The following is a 20,129-nucleotide window of genomic DNA, read 5'->3' as shown; positions in this document are numbered from 1 at the left end:
GTAGGAAGAGGCTAAGCTTTATATTTAAATAAGGGTACTTATGAAAAAAATAGACGCAATTATGCAAAAAATAAAGAAGAAATATCATGCACGAAGGCAGATAAGTCGCGAGCCGGAAATAAGCTCTGCAGAAACGGTTGCCGGGGAAGTATCTATTATTAATTTAGCAGGGAATGATAAAACCATTTGCAAAGAACGGTTTAACTCATATTTCAATTCCTTTGCTAATGAGCGCGCTCATGCGCAATATATCGCAGCTATTTATCATTTAGCGACCAATCAATTAAGTACTTATAACAAACTTGCGTTAGCGCAGCTAATGGAAGAACAGGATGAATGCAGCACCTCAACCTTAATAATATTGGGCATTGCTTGTTTAAAGTCAGTAATGGCCGAATATGAGAAGTATTTGGGGCAAATAAAGGATAGGCTAGAGTTGCGTGTGCAAGAGCGTGATTTTTCAGCGGATGAGCATGAGTTATTTGCGGTATTTTTGCAGGATGTTCGCGATAAACAAAGTATTGGCTCTTTTCGTGGCCGATTATTTGCTCAGACAGAGAGGCGGGGTGGTGAAAAAAGCCAATTCAATGATATTAGTATGCAGACGGTAAATTATTTAGACCATAAATTTTGCACCTAATTTTAGGTGCAAAATGAGAGCAATAATCTAACCCTATGAAAGGCATGTATTGGTTGGTTGCAATCAGGCTTTGCTTCTTAGGAAACTAATATCACAATTTTACCAATTTGCTCATTAGATTCCATATATCGATGCGCTTCTACAATTTGCTCCAAGGTAAAGGTCCGGGCAATTTTAGGCTTAAAAACCTTATTGTTAAGCTGCTCATAAACATACTTCACACCTTGGGCTAGTGTGTGAGGGGCACTTGTTAGTTCGAATAAGGTATAACCACGAATAGAAAAGCCCTTTGCTAAAGCAGTAAATAAAGGATAAGGAGTTGGCTCACTGGATAAGGCCCCATATTCGAAGATTATCCCTTGGTTTGCTACTGCCGCGGCAAGCTGTTCAATTCCAGGCCCGCCGATGGGATCAAAAACAACACGGGCGCCATGGCCTTGGGTAATTTCTTGAACACGCGTTGGTAAATCTTCTTTGTCTGTGACGATAACATGGTCTGCGCCAAGCTCTCGTAAGGCCGATTCTTTTTTCGCTGTACGTGTGACGGCGATGCTAATCGCCCCTTGCGCCTTGGTTGTTTCAATGGCTGCAATCCCCACGCTACTACTGGCGGCAGTAATGAGAACATGGTCGCCTCTGCTGACCTTGCCATAATGGACTAGTGCACCGTAGGCAGTTAAATACTGCATCCAAATGGAGGTGCCTTCTGCAAAAGAAAGCGCTTCCGGATAGGCGGCAAGAGCGTATGCCGGCACAATGGCAACATCGCCATAAACTCCATATCGGCTCATATCAAAGCAAGGTATCGTACTAAATTTTTTACCAATTAGCTCTGCGTCAACCCCCATACCCACCGCATCCACAATTCCAGAGGCCTCATAACCTATTTTAGAGGGTAGCCTGGGATCAGCTAAATAGCGCCCTTTGCGAAACATAACTTCAGCTCGGTTTACACCAATAGCATGTACCCTTAAACGTACTTCACCAGGAGCTGGCTGAGGTAGAGGGTGTTCTTCAATTTTTAATACCTCAGCATCTCCTGTTGAATGAAAACGCACAATTTTAGCCATGTCAGACATTATTATTTCCTTATAATTTATAGTTCATATGCTACTTCATTAAAATGACCTAGGGCCTCGGTAATTTTTTGTATAACTTGGGTTCTTATATGTTGTTCTCTAATAAATAAATGCCCGCTATTAAACGATTTAAACTCACAACCTAGTAGAGAATGAGTGCTCCAGCCCTGATGGTCTTCAGGGCTCACCCAACTATCCTGCTGCCCTAAGAACACCGTAATAGCTAGTTGCAATGGGGTCTCAGGAGTATAAGTATAGCTCTTTACTATATTCATATCGCCGACAAAAATAGGCAGTAACACTTGAATAATACTCTTATTCATTCGCTCATCGCTATAATCCACAATGCCATTATCTTTAAAGACCCTGGCTAGGATGCTTAACTGTTGCTCATCCAATTGCCCTAAACGCTCCTGGTCTAAATCAAATAAGTTCACCTGCATTTGCTTTAAGGTACGCAGCAGGTTATCCAGGCTTTTGGAGGGCAGACGTGGATCGGGATAGGCTGATACAAAAAGATGTGCTGGCTGCTGCAGATGATTACGACGTAAATAACGTGTGAGCTCAAAGCCCAGGAGTGAACCAAAGCTATGGCCAAAAAAGGCAAAGGGCAAATCAAAATAAGGGTGTAACTGAGTAGCCAGTAGCGGAATTAGCGTATCAATATGGGTGATGGGTGGCTCATCCATACGATTTTCGCGGCCCGGCAATTGAACAGGGCAGACTTCAATAAAATCAGGAAATTCTTGTTGCCACTCTCGATAAATAGAGGCACCTCCGCCTCCATAAGGAAAGCAAAATAGGCGTAATTTTGCCCCCGCCTTTATTTTGCGACTGGCCAGCCACGGAGTATGCTCCTTTATGGCTCGTGGCGCAGCTTGCTGCTTAATGCCTTTATCCTGCATTATCTGCTCGACAAGTTCTTGAATGGAAGGACCTTGCATGATAAAGGGTAATGGATAGTTAATTCCTAAGTTTGCTTCAATGACGCGAATTACGGCTAAGGCCATTAAGGAATCCATGCCTAAATCATGTAAGGAAAGATGCACGTTTATATCAGCAATAGGCATGGCGAAAATAAGGGCGAATTGTTCTGCTAAATAGTGAATAAGTTGGGTTTTGCACTCTGCATAGGGTAGTGAAGTATCCCATTGAAATTGCGTTTGAATTTGCATCATTTTATCGATTTGTATGGTGTCATTTAACTGTGTCATCCATAAATCACTGCATCTCATTAATACTTGATACTGTGCATCCAACAAGTAGAAATCACCCCGAATGGTTTTGCCCTCTGGGTGCAATTCATTTAAAACGGTATAAATATATTTTGGTATGGCATGACGATGAACTTCTAACTGGCCTATCTGTGAAGCAATATAAGGTTTCATGAATTGTGGCGGTAACAGTAAAAAGAGCGTTTGAATACAGGCATCAAGAATCCCTGGATGCATTTGCAGGACAAATTGCTCACTGCGTTCAGTCGTTTTAGGGGGGCGTAGCTCACTCAGAAGTTGCCTGTTTTTGGTCCAAAATTGTTCCGTCCAACGAATGCTTGCACCTGCAGGCATGCCCATATTGATAATCCGTTGGTAAAAAGTTTCGGCTGTTCCATGATATTGATGAGGTAACTCCTGGTCCCTTATTGTCTGTGGTGATGATTGGGGCTGTAAGCTTAAGGTGCCAAGGGCATGTTTTATCCAGTCTTTTTGATTGTCGCTACTGTAAAAACTAAACCCTATGGACTGATTGTTACTGGTCGACTCCATAACAAGTTGGACCCATACGGTTTTACCTGCGAGTACTAATAAAGGCGATGAAAAGCGCAGCTCTTGGATGCGTATTTGTGCTTGTGGTGAGAGTTGTTTGGCAGCATAGGCAAGCATTTCCACATAATAACCTGAGTGTAAGACAGAAAATGAGTCTTGAATTTCCGGTAATATCTGATGATCGAAGATGAATTCAAATTGCTGCGAGGCTAAAGGAGAAGGCAGTAGTTTACCACGTAGCGGATAGCTAATGACGGGTTCATGTTGCGGTTCATGCCCGAGACGTGGCCAATATTTTTTATGCTGCCAAGGGTATAAAGGCAAGTCGAGGGCAGCGAAAGAGCGCGCACTCTCATATTTTACCCAGTCAATGTTTGCCTGATGCACATAAGCGGTTGCTAAAGCAGTTAAATCCGGAAACTCATCGATTTTAGTGGCATTGTTTATCTTTTTTGCCTCAAGGTTTATATAAATGTCAGCAATAGGTTGCTGAAGATTAATACTCAGAGCACTAAGCTTTTGCGATAGATCCGCAATAGAATTGCTAATAATGGCCAGCCGCAAGGGATAATGCGTGCGCCGTAAGTGGAGGTTATAGCAAAGTTGGCTAAGGTTAAGGCCGGCATTATTTTTTAAGTAAGTTTGCCATAGAGAAATTAAACTACGGAAGGCCTGCGTATCTTTTGCCGAAATAGTAAACAATTCATGCTGACCGCTAATTTCTGGGGCCGATACAAATTGCTCGCTTAAGGGTAATTCCTGCAGAACGATATGAGCATTTGCCCCACCAAAACCAAAGCCGCTTACACCGGCAATGGCAACATTCCCATATCGGGGTAATGGTTCGAGCTGTTGTGGGATGGATAAGTGATATTTAGCGAAAGGGATGTGGGGGTTTGGTTGGCGAAAATTGAGATGCGGCGGAATAATGCCATTTTTTAAAATAAGGGCAGTTTTGATCATGCTAATGATGCCTGCCGCAGGCTCTAAATGTCCCACATTCGTTTTCACCGAGCTAATCCAGCAGGGCTTTTGCTGTTCACGACTCTTGCCAATAACCTCAGCTAAAGCCTGTACTTCGATGGGATCACCCAGGAAGGTACCGGTACCATGGCATTCGATATAAGAAATATGAGCAGGGTCGGCCTGCGCATTGCGATATGCACTGCGCAATAATTGCTCCTGTTGCAAACCATTGGGTGCTGTAAGGCCATTAGTTTTTCCATCTTGGTTTACCGCACTGCCAGTGATAACGGCATAGATTTTATCGTTATCCTGTAAGGCGCGTGACAAAGGCTTTAAGACAATAGCCCCCGCGCCTTCTCCTTGCACGTAACCATCAGCTTGCGCATCAAAGGTATGACATTGCCCAGTAGGAGAGAGCATGGTGGCTTTGGCTAATACTGCATGAATGGAGGGCAAAAGGTTAATATTAACGGCGCTGACCAGCGCTTGATCACACAATTTGGCTTGCAAATTTAAGCATGCTAATTGCACGGCAATCAGGGATGAAGAGCAGGCCGTGTCTAATACCATACTGGGGCCATGTAAATCTAATAAATAAGACAGCCGATTCGCCCCCATGCTAATGGCGCCTCCCGTAGGAATCAGTAAGGCATCCATATCGGAATCAAGTTGTTGTAAATGGCTAAATTGACTGGCATATAAACTGGAGAATACCCCAGTATTTGAACCACTTAAGGCATCCTGCGTTAAGCCGGCATCTTCCAGCGACTCATAGGCGACTTCTAAAAGCAGGCGTTGTTGTGGGTCCATTCGCAAGGCTTCGCGAGGGCTAATCCCAAAAAAATAAGCATCAAAAGCATCGATGTCTGCCAAATAGCCTCCCCAATAGGCTAAATTGGGATCACGTTGCGCCTTTTCCTTGGTTTCTTTGAGTAACTCCCAACGCTCATCAGGGATGGGGCTAATAATATTTTTACCTTGGATTAATAACTGCCAAAACTCATGTAAATTCTGCGCTTGGGGCAGACGGCAACTCATGCCAATAATGGCAATCGGATCAAATAACCGCTCTTGTTGTTCCTGTAATTTCTTTTTCAGTTTTTTGATCATTAATAAAGCGTTTTTCAGGGTCGTCGTATCAGTCATAAGCCAACTCCAGCTCTTTTAATTCTGCTTCGAGAAGTTCATTCAATTGGGCATAATCCAGTTGATCCAAATTTAACGTGTCTTCTTCCTGAATCAAGGCAGGCGGCGGTGTTAAAGGAGGCTCAGCTTGTACCCGTTGTACAATGTATTTGGTTAATTGCTGTAGCGTGGGATAGCGATATAAATCCATCGGCGAGACTACATCTGGGAAATGAGTACCCAATTGTTCGGCATAGCTAATGCCTGTAATGGAATCCATTCCATACTGCTCAAACGGGGTTAGAACATCGATTTCATTCGCCTCCAGGGCTAAAACCTTGGCAAAGAGTTGCAAAACCAGAGCTGCAATTTGTTCAGGATTTAGATGCGTACCCATTGCCGTCTGTTTGCTGGTCGCATATTCGGCGGCAAAATGCGCAAAAAAGTCCAGTTGCTTGGCGCTAGCATTCACCTGGAAAAACTTTTTCCAGTGCATTTTACATACGGTAACTTCGGTTAAATTGCTGCGTAGCAAGGTATTCAATAGGCTAATGCCATCCTTAATACTTAAAGAAGCCATACCTACTGCATCCAAAAAGGCATCATGATTATGACGATGACTCATGCCTTTTTCGGACCAGGCCACCCAATTAATACTTAAGGCTGGTAATTGTTGGCTATGACGATGAAGGGCCAGACCACTGAGAAACTCATTAGCAACGGCGTAGGCGCTAAGTCCAGCCATGCCAAAATGCGGTACTGCGGCAATGGAAGAAAAGAGCACAAAATGGGTCAAGGGGGCTTGCAGAAATAATTCATGCAAAATCAAGGCTCCTTGAACCTTAACTTTGAGCACCTCACGCCATAAGCTTTCTTCCATTTCGGCAATTGGTACGTTATCAGTGGTGACTCCGGCTAAATGAAATACTCCATCTATGGGTTGTTGCCAGGCTTTTTCGGTGTCCTGGATAAGCTGGTACATTTTTTCTTTATTCGCCACATCGACAGCAGCATAGTTAACCTGGATGCCTTGGGCTTGCAATTGGTTTAACCAGGTATTTTTTTCACTAGTTTGTGCTGAGAGTTCTGTGGTACCGGTCAATAACACAAAGCGAGTTCCCTGAGCTATGAGATATTGTGCTACTTCATACCCTAAAGCACCTAAACCCCCGGTAATTAAGGCAGCCACAGGTGCCGTCCATGCTGGCAGCGCAGAGGGTAATAATTCTGTAGTAAAACGAATGCTATAACGCTCTTGATTGCGATAGGCAATATGGTTTTGATTTGCTTGCAGTACTCCAAGCTCCTTAATCAAATTTTGTGTATTTTGGCGTAGGCTGGCTTTGGCATCTAAGTCTAAGAGCAGGACCTGATAATTTGCCTGTTCAGCCGCAAAAATTCGAGCCATAGACCAAAGGGGATGTTGCCACATGTTGACACAATCGCTTTTATTTACCTGTTGCGCCTCTTGAGAGATTAAGGCGAATTTTAATGGCGCGGCCCAAATATGCTGAATCATCGCTTTAAATAAATAGAATAAAGCTAAAGTAGGCTCAACAGAGGCGCAATTACCTAAATAAATAACCCCTTGCAGTTGCTCACCTTGTTCTTGGTGAATGCTGGCAAACAGCCGCTGGTAATCTGCCTGTTGCTGAGGATTAATGTAATACACTTGCTCGTTGTGTTGGTGATAGTCTGTAGCAGCAAAACAATAAATACAGTTTGCAGCTCCTAGTTCATCTTGCACAAGTAAACCTAATTCTTGATCGCTAAAGATTAACCATTTTCCTGAAGGGGGCTGGTTGTTACTTGTTGGCAGCAGAGGATTTTTTTCCCAATGAGTGGCGTATAGCCACTCTTGTGCATCCAATGCGTAAGGAGCGGCTATTGCTGTCGGTTGCGATGAAGGGCTTACTGGAGCAACCGCAGCTACCTCTACTTCCACAGTAGGGATCCAACAACGACGCTTGGTAAATGGGTAGGTGGGTAAAGAAATGATTTGTCTTTGTTCTTGAATATATAATTGCTGCCAATCAATTTTAACGCCTGCAACCCAATGCGCTGCTAAGTCAGCATGTCGAGCCTCCTGAATTAATGCTGCTAAGTCGGCAGGTGGCATGATGTGGGTGGCTTGCAAATTGAGCCAGGTGTTAGGGACCGTTTGCGGATAACTGATTAAGGCTGCGAGCAATTCCGCTTTGTTTGCAGCAAGAATGGCAAAGCGTGCGCTCATTGCTTCCCTGCCTACTTGTAAGGTATAGCAGGCATTAGCAAGCCACTCCGACGTATCCGTATGTGGATTACTTTGCAAATATTGCTGCATTTGTTGCACGCGCGCAGCTAATCGATCCTCATTTAATGCGGAGAAAATGAAGAGATAAGGACCGGTGTTGCATGTCGCTGCTGGAGTTTTAGCTTGGTATTCTTCAACAATCATATGCACATTAGCACCACCCGCACCAAAGGAGCTGAGGCCGGCACGGCGTGGCGTATTATTCTCAGTCTGCCAGTCTTGCAATTGGCGTTGAACGTAAAAGGGCGAGTTTTGGAAATCGATAAAAGGATTTAATTGCTCGGCATGCAAGCTTGGCACCAGTTGTTGGTGACGCATTTGCAGTAATACTTTCGCGAGTTGAGAGACTCCTGCGGCTGATTCTAAGTGACCTATATTCGATTTAACCGAGCCAATCGCACAATATTGCGTATCTTGACTAAAGGTTTCAAAAGCTTCTTGTAAGCCTCGAATCTCAATGGGGTCGCCTAAGGAGGTGCCTGTACCATGCGCTTCAATGTAGGAGATGGTGCGCGGATTAATATTCGCTACTTTTAAGGCTTGCAGAATTACCGCTGCCTGAGCATTAGGATTGGGCACCGTATAGCCACTGGTTTTACCCCCATGATTCATACTGCTGCCTTTAATGACGCCATAAATCATATCGTTATCGGCAAGGGCAGCCTGCAAAGGCTTTAACAAGACGGAACCCACACCTTCTGAGGGTACATAACCGGTGCCGCCTTCGGCAAAACTAGTGCAACGACCTTGCTCGGACATAAAATTGAAGCTACCCAAGAAATGGTATTTGCTTGGGTGTAAGGACAGATTAACTCCGCCTGCGATAGCCATCGCACAATCACCGCGAAGAATGCTTTCACATGCTAAATGAATGGCGGTAAGGGATGAAGAACAGGCCGTATCCACCACAAAACTGGGACCATTGATGTCCAGGAAGTAGGAAATCCGATTGGCAATCGAGAAGGACTGAATATCTAAAGGTACCTGATTGCCTTTTTGCCATTCTTCGGCAATAAATAAGGGATAGAAATTATAGGTAACTCCGGCAAAGACACCTACCGCACTATTCGTGCTTTGTTTTAATTTTTCACGGGTATAACCTGCATCTTCTAAGGTGGACCAAACTGATTGCATAAATAAACGTTCTTGTGGATCCATTAATCCGGCATCTCGTGGGGAAATATTAAAGAATAAGGGATCAAATTTATCCACATCGGGAATGAACCCGCCATGAGGAAAATAGTGTTCCTTGCCCCCAATGACCACCGGATAGTGTTTATAATCCCAGCGATCACTGGGTACCTCACCCACGCAATCACGTCCGGAACTTAAATTTTGCCAAAATTCATCCATAGTGTTTGCCATGGGAAAAGTACCGCTTAAGCCAATAATGGCAATATCACGGGAGCTGGTGGGGATGAGGTTCGGCGTGGTTTGCTTTTCCTGGGGATTTGGTGTTGGCATTTCTAAATTAACGACCAAGCTCTCATTAGCGCCTAAGGCAATTAATTGTTGGCGGTGCTTTTTTACCAAATAAGCGGCTAAATCCTTAAGACGATTACGTTCATAAAGCAGGGTTTTGGGCAGGCTGCCAAAGTCTTTCTCCAAGCGGTTAGTAATTTCCAAACCAATAAGGGAATCAACCCCATAAACCTCGTAGGTTTCCTGGGCGTCAAGAAGCTCGGCAGGGCAACGCAATTTTTCGGCAAATATTTGCTTTAAGTAGTTCAATGCCCAGTCGTTTACATCGCCAGAGGCTAGATGATTTGCTCCTAGTGGTAGAGTTTTACTGGCCGTTGCTGTTGCTGATAATTCCAAATCATACCAATAACGTTGTTTGATAAACGGATAGGCTGGTAAGGAAGCAATACGTTGCTTGGGTTCATCCGCATAGAGGATGGACCAATCAATAGGGTAATGTTTGGTATATAGGTCTGCTAAAATAAATAGCTTCTGGCGATAGAGGCTTGCATCCTCAACCTGCTGCAAGGCATTGAGAGCAGCTTGATAAACCTCATGTAAAACGGGACCTTGCATGGAGTAAGTTTGCCCTTCATTTACTAGGCAAAACTCGGGAATTTCTTCATTACTTAAGCTGCCTAGGGCGGCTAATAATTCCTCTACGGAAGCAACGACTAAGGCACAACGATGCAAGAAATGCGCACGCCCCAAGTTGAGGGTAAAACTCAGCGCACTTAATGATACAGGGTTTTGCTGCTGCTCTAACCAGTGTTTTAGCTCTTTGATCTTGTGTTGTAAACTTGGTGCCTGCTTTGCGGATAGGGTAAGCAAATAATAAGATTTGCGCTGCTGTAGTTCTATGGATTGCTGATGCGGACGGCCTTCTTCTAATACCACATGGGCATTGGTGCCACCAAAACCAAAGGAGCTAACTCCGGCGCGCAAAGGTATTTCCTCGCCAGCAGTATTTCGTTGGCGCGACCATCGCTGTGTTTCTTGGGCAATGTAGAATGGGCTATCTGCCAAATTAATAAAGGGATTTAATTCCTGCAGATGCAAGAGGCCTGGTAATTGCTCATGGGTCATTGCCAGAATTAATTTCAACAAGCCGGCGATACCAGAGGCTGGCTCTAAATGGCCGATATTCGTTTTTACCGAGCCTAGACCAATGCTGCCAGGTTTGCCTTGTGTTCCTAGCAGGCTGGCAAAAGCTAGTTTCAGCCCTTCAATTTCAGCCGGATCACCCAAGGCGGTGCCGGTGCCATGCGTTTCAATATAGCTAATAGTCTCGGGGCTAATATTGGCCTGAGTGTAGGCATTGATGAGTAATTCGCTTTGAGCTTTAGCATTAGGTGCGGTTAGCGATTGCGCTTTGCCACCATGATTCACCGCAGAAGCCTTAATAACCGCATAAATATGATCCCCGTCCTGTTGCGCTTGAGCTAAGGGCTTAAGTAAGATGCTGCCAACCCCTTCACCTTTGACATAACCATTGGCGGCCTTATCAAAGGTCTTGCAACGACCATCGGCAGACAGCGCTCCTAATTGGCTCGTGACAATGAGCGTATCCGGGTTGAGCATTAAACTGACCCCTCCGGCAATTGCAACCGCGCATTCGCCATAACGGATGGCTTGCACTGCACGATGAATCGCTACTAGTGAGCTGGAGCAGGCAGTATCTATTGCCTCACTAGGACCTTGAAAATTAAAAAAGTAAGAAACTCGATTGGCCAGCATACTATGGGAGTTTCCGGTGGCAATAAAACCATGGAAGTCTGTTTGCTGTTTGGCAATGAGGGTTTGGTACTCGTTAAATTCAATTCCTGCAAAAACCCCAACCTTTGCCGTCCCAAGCTCTAGTGGGTTGTAACCTGCATCTTCAATAGTTTTCCACACGCTTTCTAAAAAAAGGCGATGCTGCGGATCCATTAGATTTGCTTCACGGGCGGAAAGGTTAAAGAAGGCCGCATCAAATTGGTCCATATTATGGATAAAACCGCCCCATTTGGAATTGCTTTTATCCTGGTGCTGGGTGCTATCCCCATAATGGGTACGCCAATCCCAACGATCCGGTGGTACTTCGGTGATCAGATCATGGCCATCCAGCAAATGTTGCCAAAAAGTGGCTAAATCTTCCGACTGCGGAAAGACGCCATGAATACCAATAATGGCAATATCATGGCTTGCCTCAGGCCGGAATTGGCGTACCTTCGGCGTATAAATCTTAGTGGTTAAGGACTGGGTACTTTGATGACTTGGTATCGGCGCCTGAGGAAATTGGCTCATAATATATTGGCTAATTTCCAGAATACTGCTATGGGTATAAAATACTGCGGGAGTAAATTCCGCGCCATAATGCTGGGAAATTCGTTTGGCTAATTCAATAAAGTGCACCGAGTCCATGCCATATTCGCCTAGATTTTTTTCTGCGATGAGGCGATGTGGGGCAATGTTTAAGAGCTGGGATACTTGTCGTACTAAAAATGCGTCTACTTTATCGCTTAAGCTGTCTAAATTTGGGACGGCTTGTGGTTCTGCTATTGCCGTTAATGGTTCTACATCACTGTACCAATAACGTTCTTTAGCAAAAGGATAGGTAGGTAAGGCTATTTTTTGCTTGCTTTCATGCTCATGTATCTGCTGCCAATCAAGTGCATAGCCTTCAACGTAAAATTTCGCTAAGGCAAGTAAATTCTCTTTATACTGTTGTCCTGAAGCCAATTGCTGCATCAGTATGGGAATAATTGTATTGCCGAATACTTCTTGTTCTGTTTTCGATTTGCCCTGCAATTGTATAAATAATTGGGCAGGTAAAGTAGATGCATCCGCTTGGTGTAGTAGTTGGATGGCTTCTTCAAGGGAGTTGACCACCAGGGCACAGCGACAATCAAAATGGCTTCTGCCGGCGTTTAAGGTATAGCTTACATGCTCCAGATTTGCTGTTGGATGTTGCTCTAGCCAGTGACGCAGATCCGCCATACGTTGTTTTAAGGCTATAGCGGTTTTCGCCGATAGGGTCAATAAATAATGCGATTTTGCTCTTGAGCTTAGGGAAGGTTTGTTCGGCGCTTCGGCAAGAATCAAATGGGCATTAGCACCACCGGCACCAAAAGAACTAATCCCGGCGAGGCGTGGTCCTTGCTGTGAGACAGGCCACTCACTTAAGCTTTGTTGTACTATAAAGGGCGTGTTTGCCCAGTCAATATTGCTATTTAGGTTTTCGGAGAAAATAGAGGGCACCAGACGCTGATGCTGTAATTGCAGTACTACTTTAGTCAGTGCGGCAATACCGGCAGCGGCTTCGCAGTGACCGATGTTCGCTTTTACCGAGCCCAGAGCATAGTGGTGTTGCCCATTATTCTTAAAGATCTTATTTAATCCGGCAATTTCAATAGGGTCCCCTAAGGCGGTTCCGGTTCCATGTGCCTCCACATAACTCACCAGGCTGGGGTCAATATTGGCTTGTTGATAGGCGCGTGCAAGTACCTCTGCCTGCGCATGAGGATTAGGTACGGTATAACCATTAGTTTTGCCGCCATGATTAAGTTGACTGCCTTTAATTACGGCATAAATGGTGTCGCCATCCTGCAGAGCCTGGGATAAGGGCTTTAATAAAACCGCCCCCACTGCCTCCCCGGGAACATAACCATCGCCACCCTCGCCAAAACTGCGGCAGTGCCCATCACTGGCTAAAAACTTACCATGACTGAGTAATAAATATTTATTGGGATGTAAAGACAGATTGACACCACCTGCAAGTGCTAATTGGCATTCGCCTTCGCGTAGACTTTGGCAAGCTAAATGAATGGCGGTAAGTGACGACGAACACATGGTATCTACAGCGATGCTTGGACCATGAAAATCGAAAAAGTAAGATACCCGATTGGCAATGGAGGCAAATACAGAATTAGTTGGTGTAAACTGTCCTGTGTTCTCATATTCCGCAGCAAATAATTGATATTCGCCATACATGACGCCTACATAGACCCCTACCTCTCTACCAGCCAACTGTTCGCGGGCGTATCCTGCATCTTCAATGGTTTTCCAGGCTGTTTCTAAGAACAAGCGCTCTTGTGGATCCATCAGTGCCGCTTCACGAGGTGAGATATTAAAAAATAAGGGATCAAATTTATCGACATCGCTTAAAAACCCACCCCATTTGCTATAGCTCTTACCCAGCGCTTCTTTATTAGGATCAAAATAATGCAATAAATCCCAGCGTTCGCGAGGGATTTCCGTAATACTATCTTTTCCAGCTTGCAAGTTTTGCCAAAATTCATCCAGGTTTTGCGCTTGGGGGAAACGACCGTTAATGCCGATGATGGCAATATCATCCTTGGCAGCTGGCTTTGCGGTTTTATTGCTTGGGAGCTGCAGACGTTTCGTAGCGATTGTTAACGGGACATTCTGTGTACTTGTTTGAACGATTGTTGTGGCAGCATTAAAGCGCAGCGCTAATTGTTGAGCATGATGCGTGACAAAATAATCGGTTAAGGCAGCCAAATTTTGGTGTTCAAAGAATAAGGTTTTCGGTAAGGCGCTAAACTCTTGCTCTAGGCGTTGATTTAATTGAATAATCATCAATGAATCAATTCCATAGTGTTCAAATGTCAGGTTTTTATCTAATTGTTCCGGGGCTAACTTTAGAGTTTCTGCAATAAATGTTTTTAATAAAGTCTCAGTTTGCGTGTGTAGCTCGGGGTTAGTTGCGATTATAGGCTTCGTAGCGTTCAAGGTGATGCGTGAATGACTCTGTAATGCGTGTAGTAATTGGTTTTGATATCCAGGCAAGACAATGCATTGGGTATCGGTATGCTCTAAGGCATATACGAAGGCGGCTAAGCCTTGGGCACTGGCAAGACTGACAATCCCTAAGTTACGCTCCAGCTCTTGCTGGTATTCGGGAGCGAGAGCCATCCCTCCCTCTTCCCAGAAAGGCCAGTTGATGCTTAGGGTCAGCCCCGAACAATGGCCCTGACTTCTTTGTTGCTCACGCTCATGGGCGAACTCATCAAGAAAGCAATTCGCATAGGCATAGTCACTTTGCCCTGCGTTACCAAAGATGGATGCAACCGAAGAAAATACCACGAAGAAATCTAGGGTCTCTTTGCTGGTTGCTGCATGTAAATAGCATGCTCCTTGAACTTTAGGAGCTAGAACTGCGGCTATTTCTTCCGTAGTTTTTTGGTTAATAAAACCATCTTTGCTAATGCCCGCAGCATGAATGATGCCATTAATGCCACCAAAATGTTGTTTTGCTTGGCGAATTAAGGCTTGTACCTCATCGGAGCGTGATATATCCGCTTGTACATAGAGTACGGAAGCACCATGTTGCTCCAACTCGGCGATTTGTTTTAATTGCATTTTAGTAAGCGAGGAACGTCCACTTAAGACCAGCTTAGCTTGTTGGTTGATGGCTAAATATTGTGCTAGAAGATAGCCTAATCCACCCATACCGCCGGTAATTAGATAAACTCCAGCCTGTTTTAGCCGTGGTGCTGGCGCTGCTGGAGCCAATGGAACGTAGCTATTAATATAACGGCGATTGTGTTGATCATAGCGAACTTGCACCGCATCTTGACCTAATTCATGGGTTAGCATCTGCAAATCATGCATCTCAATAACACGGCAAGTAAGACCTGGTTGCTCCTGGTGCAGGCTTTTAGCTAAGCCTGCCAAGGCACGTGCAAAAATAGACCCTTGCTTACTGATGCATAAGATATGCACCTGATGTTGGGGTTTTAATTTAATTACTTCGGTGGTTAAGGAATGGAGCAAATAATAGGTTTGCGCCAAATGCTTTTGGATCATCATGGCAATCGGTAGACTTGCCTCGTCATGCTCCTCCAAGGCTAACACAATGTATTCGGGTAAAGTCCCCACATGTGCTTTAACTTTGGAGACATGGTAATTTTCAATAAGTTGGGTGGTGGTTTGCGTTGACATAAATTGCGCTTGGATGGCATTTATGGTCGCTTGATTACTGCCCAAAATGAGGATGGACTTAGGTGCTTTGGTTTCATTGGCGATAAGCGGCGCCTCTTGCCATACCGGTTGATAATAGCCTAGGGTTGGTTTCGGCTTTATGGTATTTAGGGCACAGAGCGTAAAACCGGTAATTACTAACAATATGGCCCCATCCTTATTTGTAACTTGCAAGTCAAAACTGGGGAGCTGCTCCTCATCAGGCGGTGTGACTAACTGGGCATAGACATAACAGGTTTCTGGTAAATCCGCATAAATGTCCATTTGTTCCAGGGTAAACGGCAAATATAAAGTATGGCGATTTTTCAGTAATGCTTGCGTGCTGTGGAAAATGCCATCAAATAAGCTCGGATATAAGCCTAATTCAGCCGTTTTGGCGTTTGGGAGTGATAATTTTGCAAGTAAATGATTTTCTGCATAATATAATGCTTGAATCACTTGAAACTCAGGACCATAGACTAAACCAGATTGTTTAAAGTAGGTGTAAATCTCTTCTGTATTTTGTTGTTTGGGTAAGGTGAGTAGTAGTTGCTGCAGATCAAGGGTGGTCGCAGGCGGCTGTGCTTTTTCGGCCTGGTAATGGATTTGTCCACTGACATATTCCTGGGTTTTTTCTGGATTACTCAGCACAAAGGATATACCGTTGGCCTGCGGCGTTAAATGAATTTGCAATGATTGGGCCAGGTCTGCGGCTTTTATCGGTTTTTTCCAGAGTATTTGACTTAAATTAGTAACCACCCCTTGATTAATTAAGAGCAGATCTGCGGCTACGCGGGCCATTTCCAAACAAACTACCCCGGGTAATACGGATTCATTATGTACTTGATGCCCACTTAAATAAAACTCATTGCCGTTGAACTGCTTACTGAATGCGGGGGCGTTTAAGGTAGAAATATTTGCATCGATGAGCGGATGTAAGCTCGGCCGTGCTTTGCTTTTTTTCTCAATCCAATGGCTTTCTTTCGCAAAGGGGTATGTTGGTAATGAAATGCGCTTTTGATAGGCGCCATAAAGTTGTTGCCAATCAATGGACTGGCCTTGAAGATACGCATCACGCAGTTCAACTAAGGCCGCTGGATGTTTGTTTACCGATAAATGATGAGTCGCATCGGTATCCGCAAGGATAAATTGCAACAATTCGGTTAATTCCGCCACGTTTTCTACGATAACTGCAAAGCGCTTGTCGAAATGTTGTCTGCCTGCATTTAGGGTGTAGCTTAAAGCGGCGATACAGGGTAAAGTCGATTGACGTAGCAGCCAGTTGCGTAAATCCAGCATACGCTGTTGCAAGGCGACAGTGGTCATTGCTGATAAGGTAATTAAATAAGGGGCTGCGGGTTTTGCCGCATTAGGTTCCTGCAGTGGGGCTTCTTCCAAAATCACATGCGCATTGGTGCCACCAAAACCAAAGGAGCTGACCCCCGCACGCCTTGGGCTTTGGTCAGGCGTTTTTGGCCAGGGCATAGGTTTATCTATAATGTAAAAAGGGCTGTCGTTTATTTCAATATAGGGATTTAATTCATGCAAATGCAGATTGGCGGGCATTAGTTCGTGCTGCATGGCCAGCAACATCTTAATTATACCAGTCACTCCTGCCGCTGATTCCAAATGGCCAATATTGGTTTTTACCGAACCTAAACCGCAATAGCCTTGGGGAAGTTCCGCAAGTTGCTGTTCTGTGGCCAGTTGTTGGAAGGCCTTTTTTAAGCCGTTGATTTCAATCGGATCACCTAAGGGCGTTCCTGTGCCATGTGTTTCGATGTAGTTGATGCTGTTAACGGGGATTTGTGCACGTTGGCAGGCAGCTACAATTACTTCGGCTTGAGCATTGGGGTTGGGAGCGGTTAAACTGTTCGCATGGCCGCCATGATTAATGGCGCTTCCTTTAATCAGGCCATAAATATGATCCCCATCCGCAAGAGCCTGCGCGCGTCTTTTCAATAAAATAGCGCCTACCCCCTCGCCTCGGACATAGCCATTGGCTTGTTTGTCGAAGGTTTTACAGCGCCCATCCTCGCTGAGCATGCCCGCTTTTTGGGCGGAAATAAACGAGGTTGGCGTAAGTAAGGTATTTACGCCGCCAGCTATGGCAAGCTCACAATCGCCTTGAAGAATGGCATTAACCGCCTGGTGAACGGCCACTAAGGAGCTGGAGCAGGCGGTATCAATGGCTTCACTGGGGCCGCGTAAATTTAAAAAATAGGAGATGCGGTTGGCGATCATGCTGTTCATGGTGCCAGTAGTCAGATAAGCATCCATAACCTCATTTTGCTGTAGTAATTCCGCATAATCATGATTAAAGACGCCGACAAATAACCCGGTCTTTATGGCGGCAATCGCACTGCTGGTATAGCCGGCATCTTCAATGGTTTTCCATACGGTTTGTAAAAACAGGCGTTGCTGAGGGTCAATTAATTCGGCTTCGCGTGGCGAGATGTTAAAGAAGCTGGCATCAAATTGATCCACGCTTTCCATGAACCCGCCCCATTGGACGGTAAGATTATGCCAATCCCAGCGAGAGGCGGGTACCTCGCTAATGCAGTCTTGCCCTTGACATAAATTATCCCATAATGCAGCCACGTCCGCAGCCTTAGGGAAAGTACCGCTCATCCCAATAATGGCAATGTCCGTGCAGGTATCAGCTTGGGCTTGGCGCGTATTTGTTCCTGATGCCAGCGTTTGATCAGCTAAAACATCTGCGAAAAATTCTGCCAAAGTTGCATATTCATAGAGGGCTGCGGGGGATAAGTTTAATTGATAGTGCTCATTAAGCAGCGAAACTAATTGAATAATATTAATGGAATCAAACGCATAACGGCTTAAGGGAATATGTAAGTCGATTTGGCTGGGCTCAAGTTGTAATACCTTAGCCACTAAAGCGCTAAATTGCGCCTTTAACGCATCACGCTCCTCTGATGCGGTATTTTGGATGGGGCTTGTTTGCAATGCGGTTAAGGTTTTCGCCTCATAGGCTTGCTGGCATTTTTTGCGTTGAAGCTTCCCGCTATTGGTTCGTGGTATAGCCCCTTTAGGGGTTAAAAAAACCTCATAGGCATCCACACCATGTTGATGCATGAGACTATGATGAATGGCATCTTGGATTTTTTGCCACAAAGTAGGCTCGCTATGGGGATCCAGTTCTTGCACTACGATAATTTTCTCTTCTCCGGCAATTTCAGTAGAAAAGACAAGTTGCGGTAGATTAAGCTGGAATTGGTTGAGTGCTTCCGCAATAGTGGTTTCAAAATCCAGGGGGTAATATTTCTTTCCATAAATTACCATTACTTCTTTTAATCTGCCGGTTAGATAAAGTTCATTGGCGGTAATAAATCCTAAGTCACCGGTTTTGAAATAATGGAGTTTATCCCCAGGAACGCAGGCATTAAATACCATACTGGTTTCCTCCGGACGGCGCCAATAGCCTGGAACTACCGATTTTCCCGACAACCAGATTTCACCTATTTCGCCAGTGGCAACTGGAAGACCACGCTCTGGGTCTACGACGATGGCCTGCAATCCTCCGAGTAATTTACCGCTGCTTACACGTTGTTGCTGTCCATTAGCGGGGGGGCGTCCATAGGTCGTGGCAATTGCTCCGCTTACTTCAGACATCCCATAGGCCGATGCGAATTGGTTTAAAGAAAAACCACAGGCCTTAAATTTAGCAGCGAAGGCGCTTAGGGTTTTTTGTTGAACAATTTCACCGCCATTGACCGCGACGCTCCAGTGTTTGAGATCCAGTTCGTTGAGCTCGGCATCGTTAATGTCTCTGATGCATAAATCATAACCAAAATTAGGTCCGCCGCCATGAGTAGCGCGGTATTTGCTAATGGCTTTGAGCCATAATACTGGCTTTCGAATAAAGGCAGTGGGTGCCATGATAATTGCCGGACTGCCATGATATAAGGGGACGAGTAAGCCACAGACTAAACCATAAACATGCGTGTGCGGAGCCCAGTTTAAGGTGACACTCTTATTAGTGTAATGCCAAGCTTTGATGGTTTGACTTAAGCTATGTTTTAAATTGCCATGAGTAACGATTGCTGCTTTAGGCGCTGAAGTTGAGCCTGAGGTGTATTGTAAATAGGCAATGCTTTCATCGGTAAGGGAAGGGAGTGGGTAATTGTCTGCAGTGTTGGGGTCGATGGCCTCGCACGCCAAGACAAGGACCTCGTTGCTTACCACCGTTTCCAATGCCTGACGATAGGTTGCAGTAGTCAAAACGATAGTGGCATCGGCATCTTCGGCAATACTATGGAATAAGGCCAGATGTTTGTGCAAATCCTCCACATTGGGGCAGGGAACGGGAACTGCTATTGCTGCAGCATACCAGCAGCCAATAAGACTGAGTGTAAATTCCGTGCCGGCGGGAAAGAATAAAATGACGCGCTTTCCGACAATGTCATGATTTTGTAAATAGGCGGCAATGGCTTTGGCACGTTGGTCTAATTCGCCATAAGAGAGCCATGGGGTTTCATATTGGCCGTCTTCTAAATAAAGAAGCGCATGATGGGCTGGAAATTTATGTGCTCGGTTTTGGAGCACAGTAATAATATTGTGCATAACAAGTTCCATTTGCAAAACGATCCCTTTTGATAGCGCCATGCTACCAATACTGTTAAATAAAGTCATCCTTTGAATTAGGATTTTTTTTTGTCAGCTTTTACAATTAGTTACGTGGCTAGAGACCCAACATTATAGAGGCCGGTCTGGGAACACCGCCCTTAAGTTAAGGACTGGATTTGCCGGATTAATTTCTAGGTTAGGCTCCATGCTCCCAATAAAAAATCCAGCTTCATTAACATTATGTGGGG

At 44.9% G+C, this 20,129-nt stretch carries 4 protein-coding genes; 1 reads left to right on the top strand and 3 read right to left on the bottom strand.

Going from position 1 to position 20,129, the window contains the following annotated elements; genetic code table 11:
* Positions 1 to 40: 40 nt before the first annotated feature.
* Positions 41 to 640 carry a hypothetical protein gene (locus BN3124_RS07555; RefSeq protein ID WP_058534190.1) on the top strand — a complete coding sequence of 200 codons (600 nt, stop codon included), beginning with the start codon at positions 41 to 43 and terminating at the stop codon, positions 638 to 640.
* A gap of 77 nt (positions 641 to 717) precedes the next feature.
* On the opposite strand, the gene BN3124_RS07550 is transcribed toward BN3124_RS07555, so the two are convergent.
* The 3 genes from BN3124_RS07550 to BN3124_RS07540 are packed head-to-tail and all read right to left on the bottom strand — an operon-like array spanning position 718 to position 19,878.
* Positions 718 to 1,719: a zinc-dependent alcohol dehydrogenase family protein gene (locus BN3124_RS07550; protein WP_058534189.1), complete on the bottom strand. Its 1,002-nt coding sequence runs from the start codon at positions 1,717 to 1,719 to the stop codon at positions 718 to 720.
* Between the two features lie 17 nt (positions 1,720 to 1,736).
* Complete coding sequence (locus BN3124_RS07545; RefSeq protein ID WP_058534188.1) at positions 1,737 to 5,597, bottom strand: beta-ketoacyl synthase N-terminal-like domain-containing protein; 3,861 nt, start codon at positions 5,595 to 5,597, stop codon at positions 1,737 to 1,739.
* Entirely contained in the window at positions 5,590 to 19,878 is a 14,289-nt protein-coding gene (locus BN3124_RS07540) for an SDR family NAD(P)-dependent oxidoreductase (RefSeq protein ID WP_058534489.1), read from the bottom strand. Before BN3124_RS07540 ends, BN3124_RS07545 begins: the two co-directional genes overlap by 8 nt.
* Positions 19,879 to 20,129: the final 251 nt, after the last annotated feature.

It is taken from the genome of Legionella saoudiensis (genome assembly GCF_001465875.1).
Classification (GTDB): domain Bacteria; phylum Pseudomonadota; class Gammaproteobacteria; order Legionellales; family Legionellaceae; genus Legionella; species Legionella saoudiensis.
The sequence above is the reverse complement of the archived record's forward strand: the minus strand, read 5'-3'. Positions and strand labels throughout refer to the sequence as shown.

Coding starts and splice junctions, on each gene's coding strand:
- BN3124_RS07545 (WP_058534188.1), bottom strand. CDS start 5,597: ATGACTGATACGACGACCCTGAAAAACGCTTTATTAATGATCAAAAAA.
- BN3124_RS07540 (WP_058534489.1), bottom strand. CDS start 19,878: ATGCACAATATTATTACTGTGCTCCAAAACCGAGCACATAAATTTCCA.
- BN3124_RS07550 (WP_058534189.1), bottom strand. CDS start 1,719: ATGTCTGACATGGCTAAAATTGTGCGTTTTCATTCAACAGGAGATGCT.
- BN3124_RS07555 (WP_058534190.1), top strand. CDS start 41: ATGAAAAAAATAGACGCAATTATGCAAAAAATAAAGAAGAAATATCAT.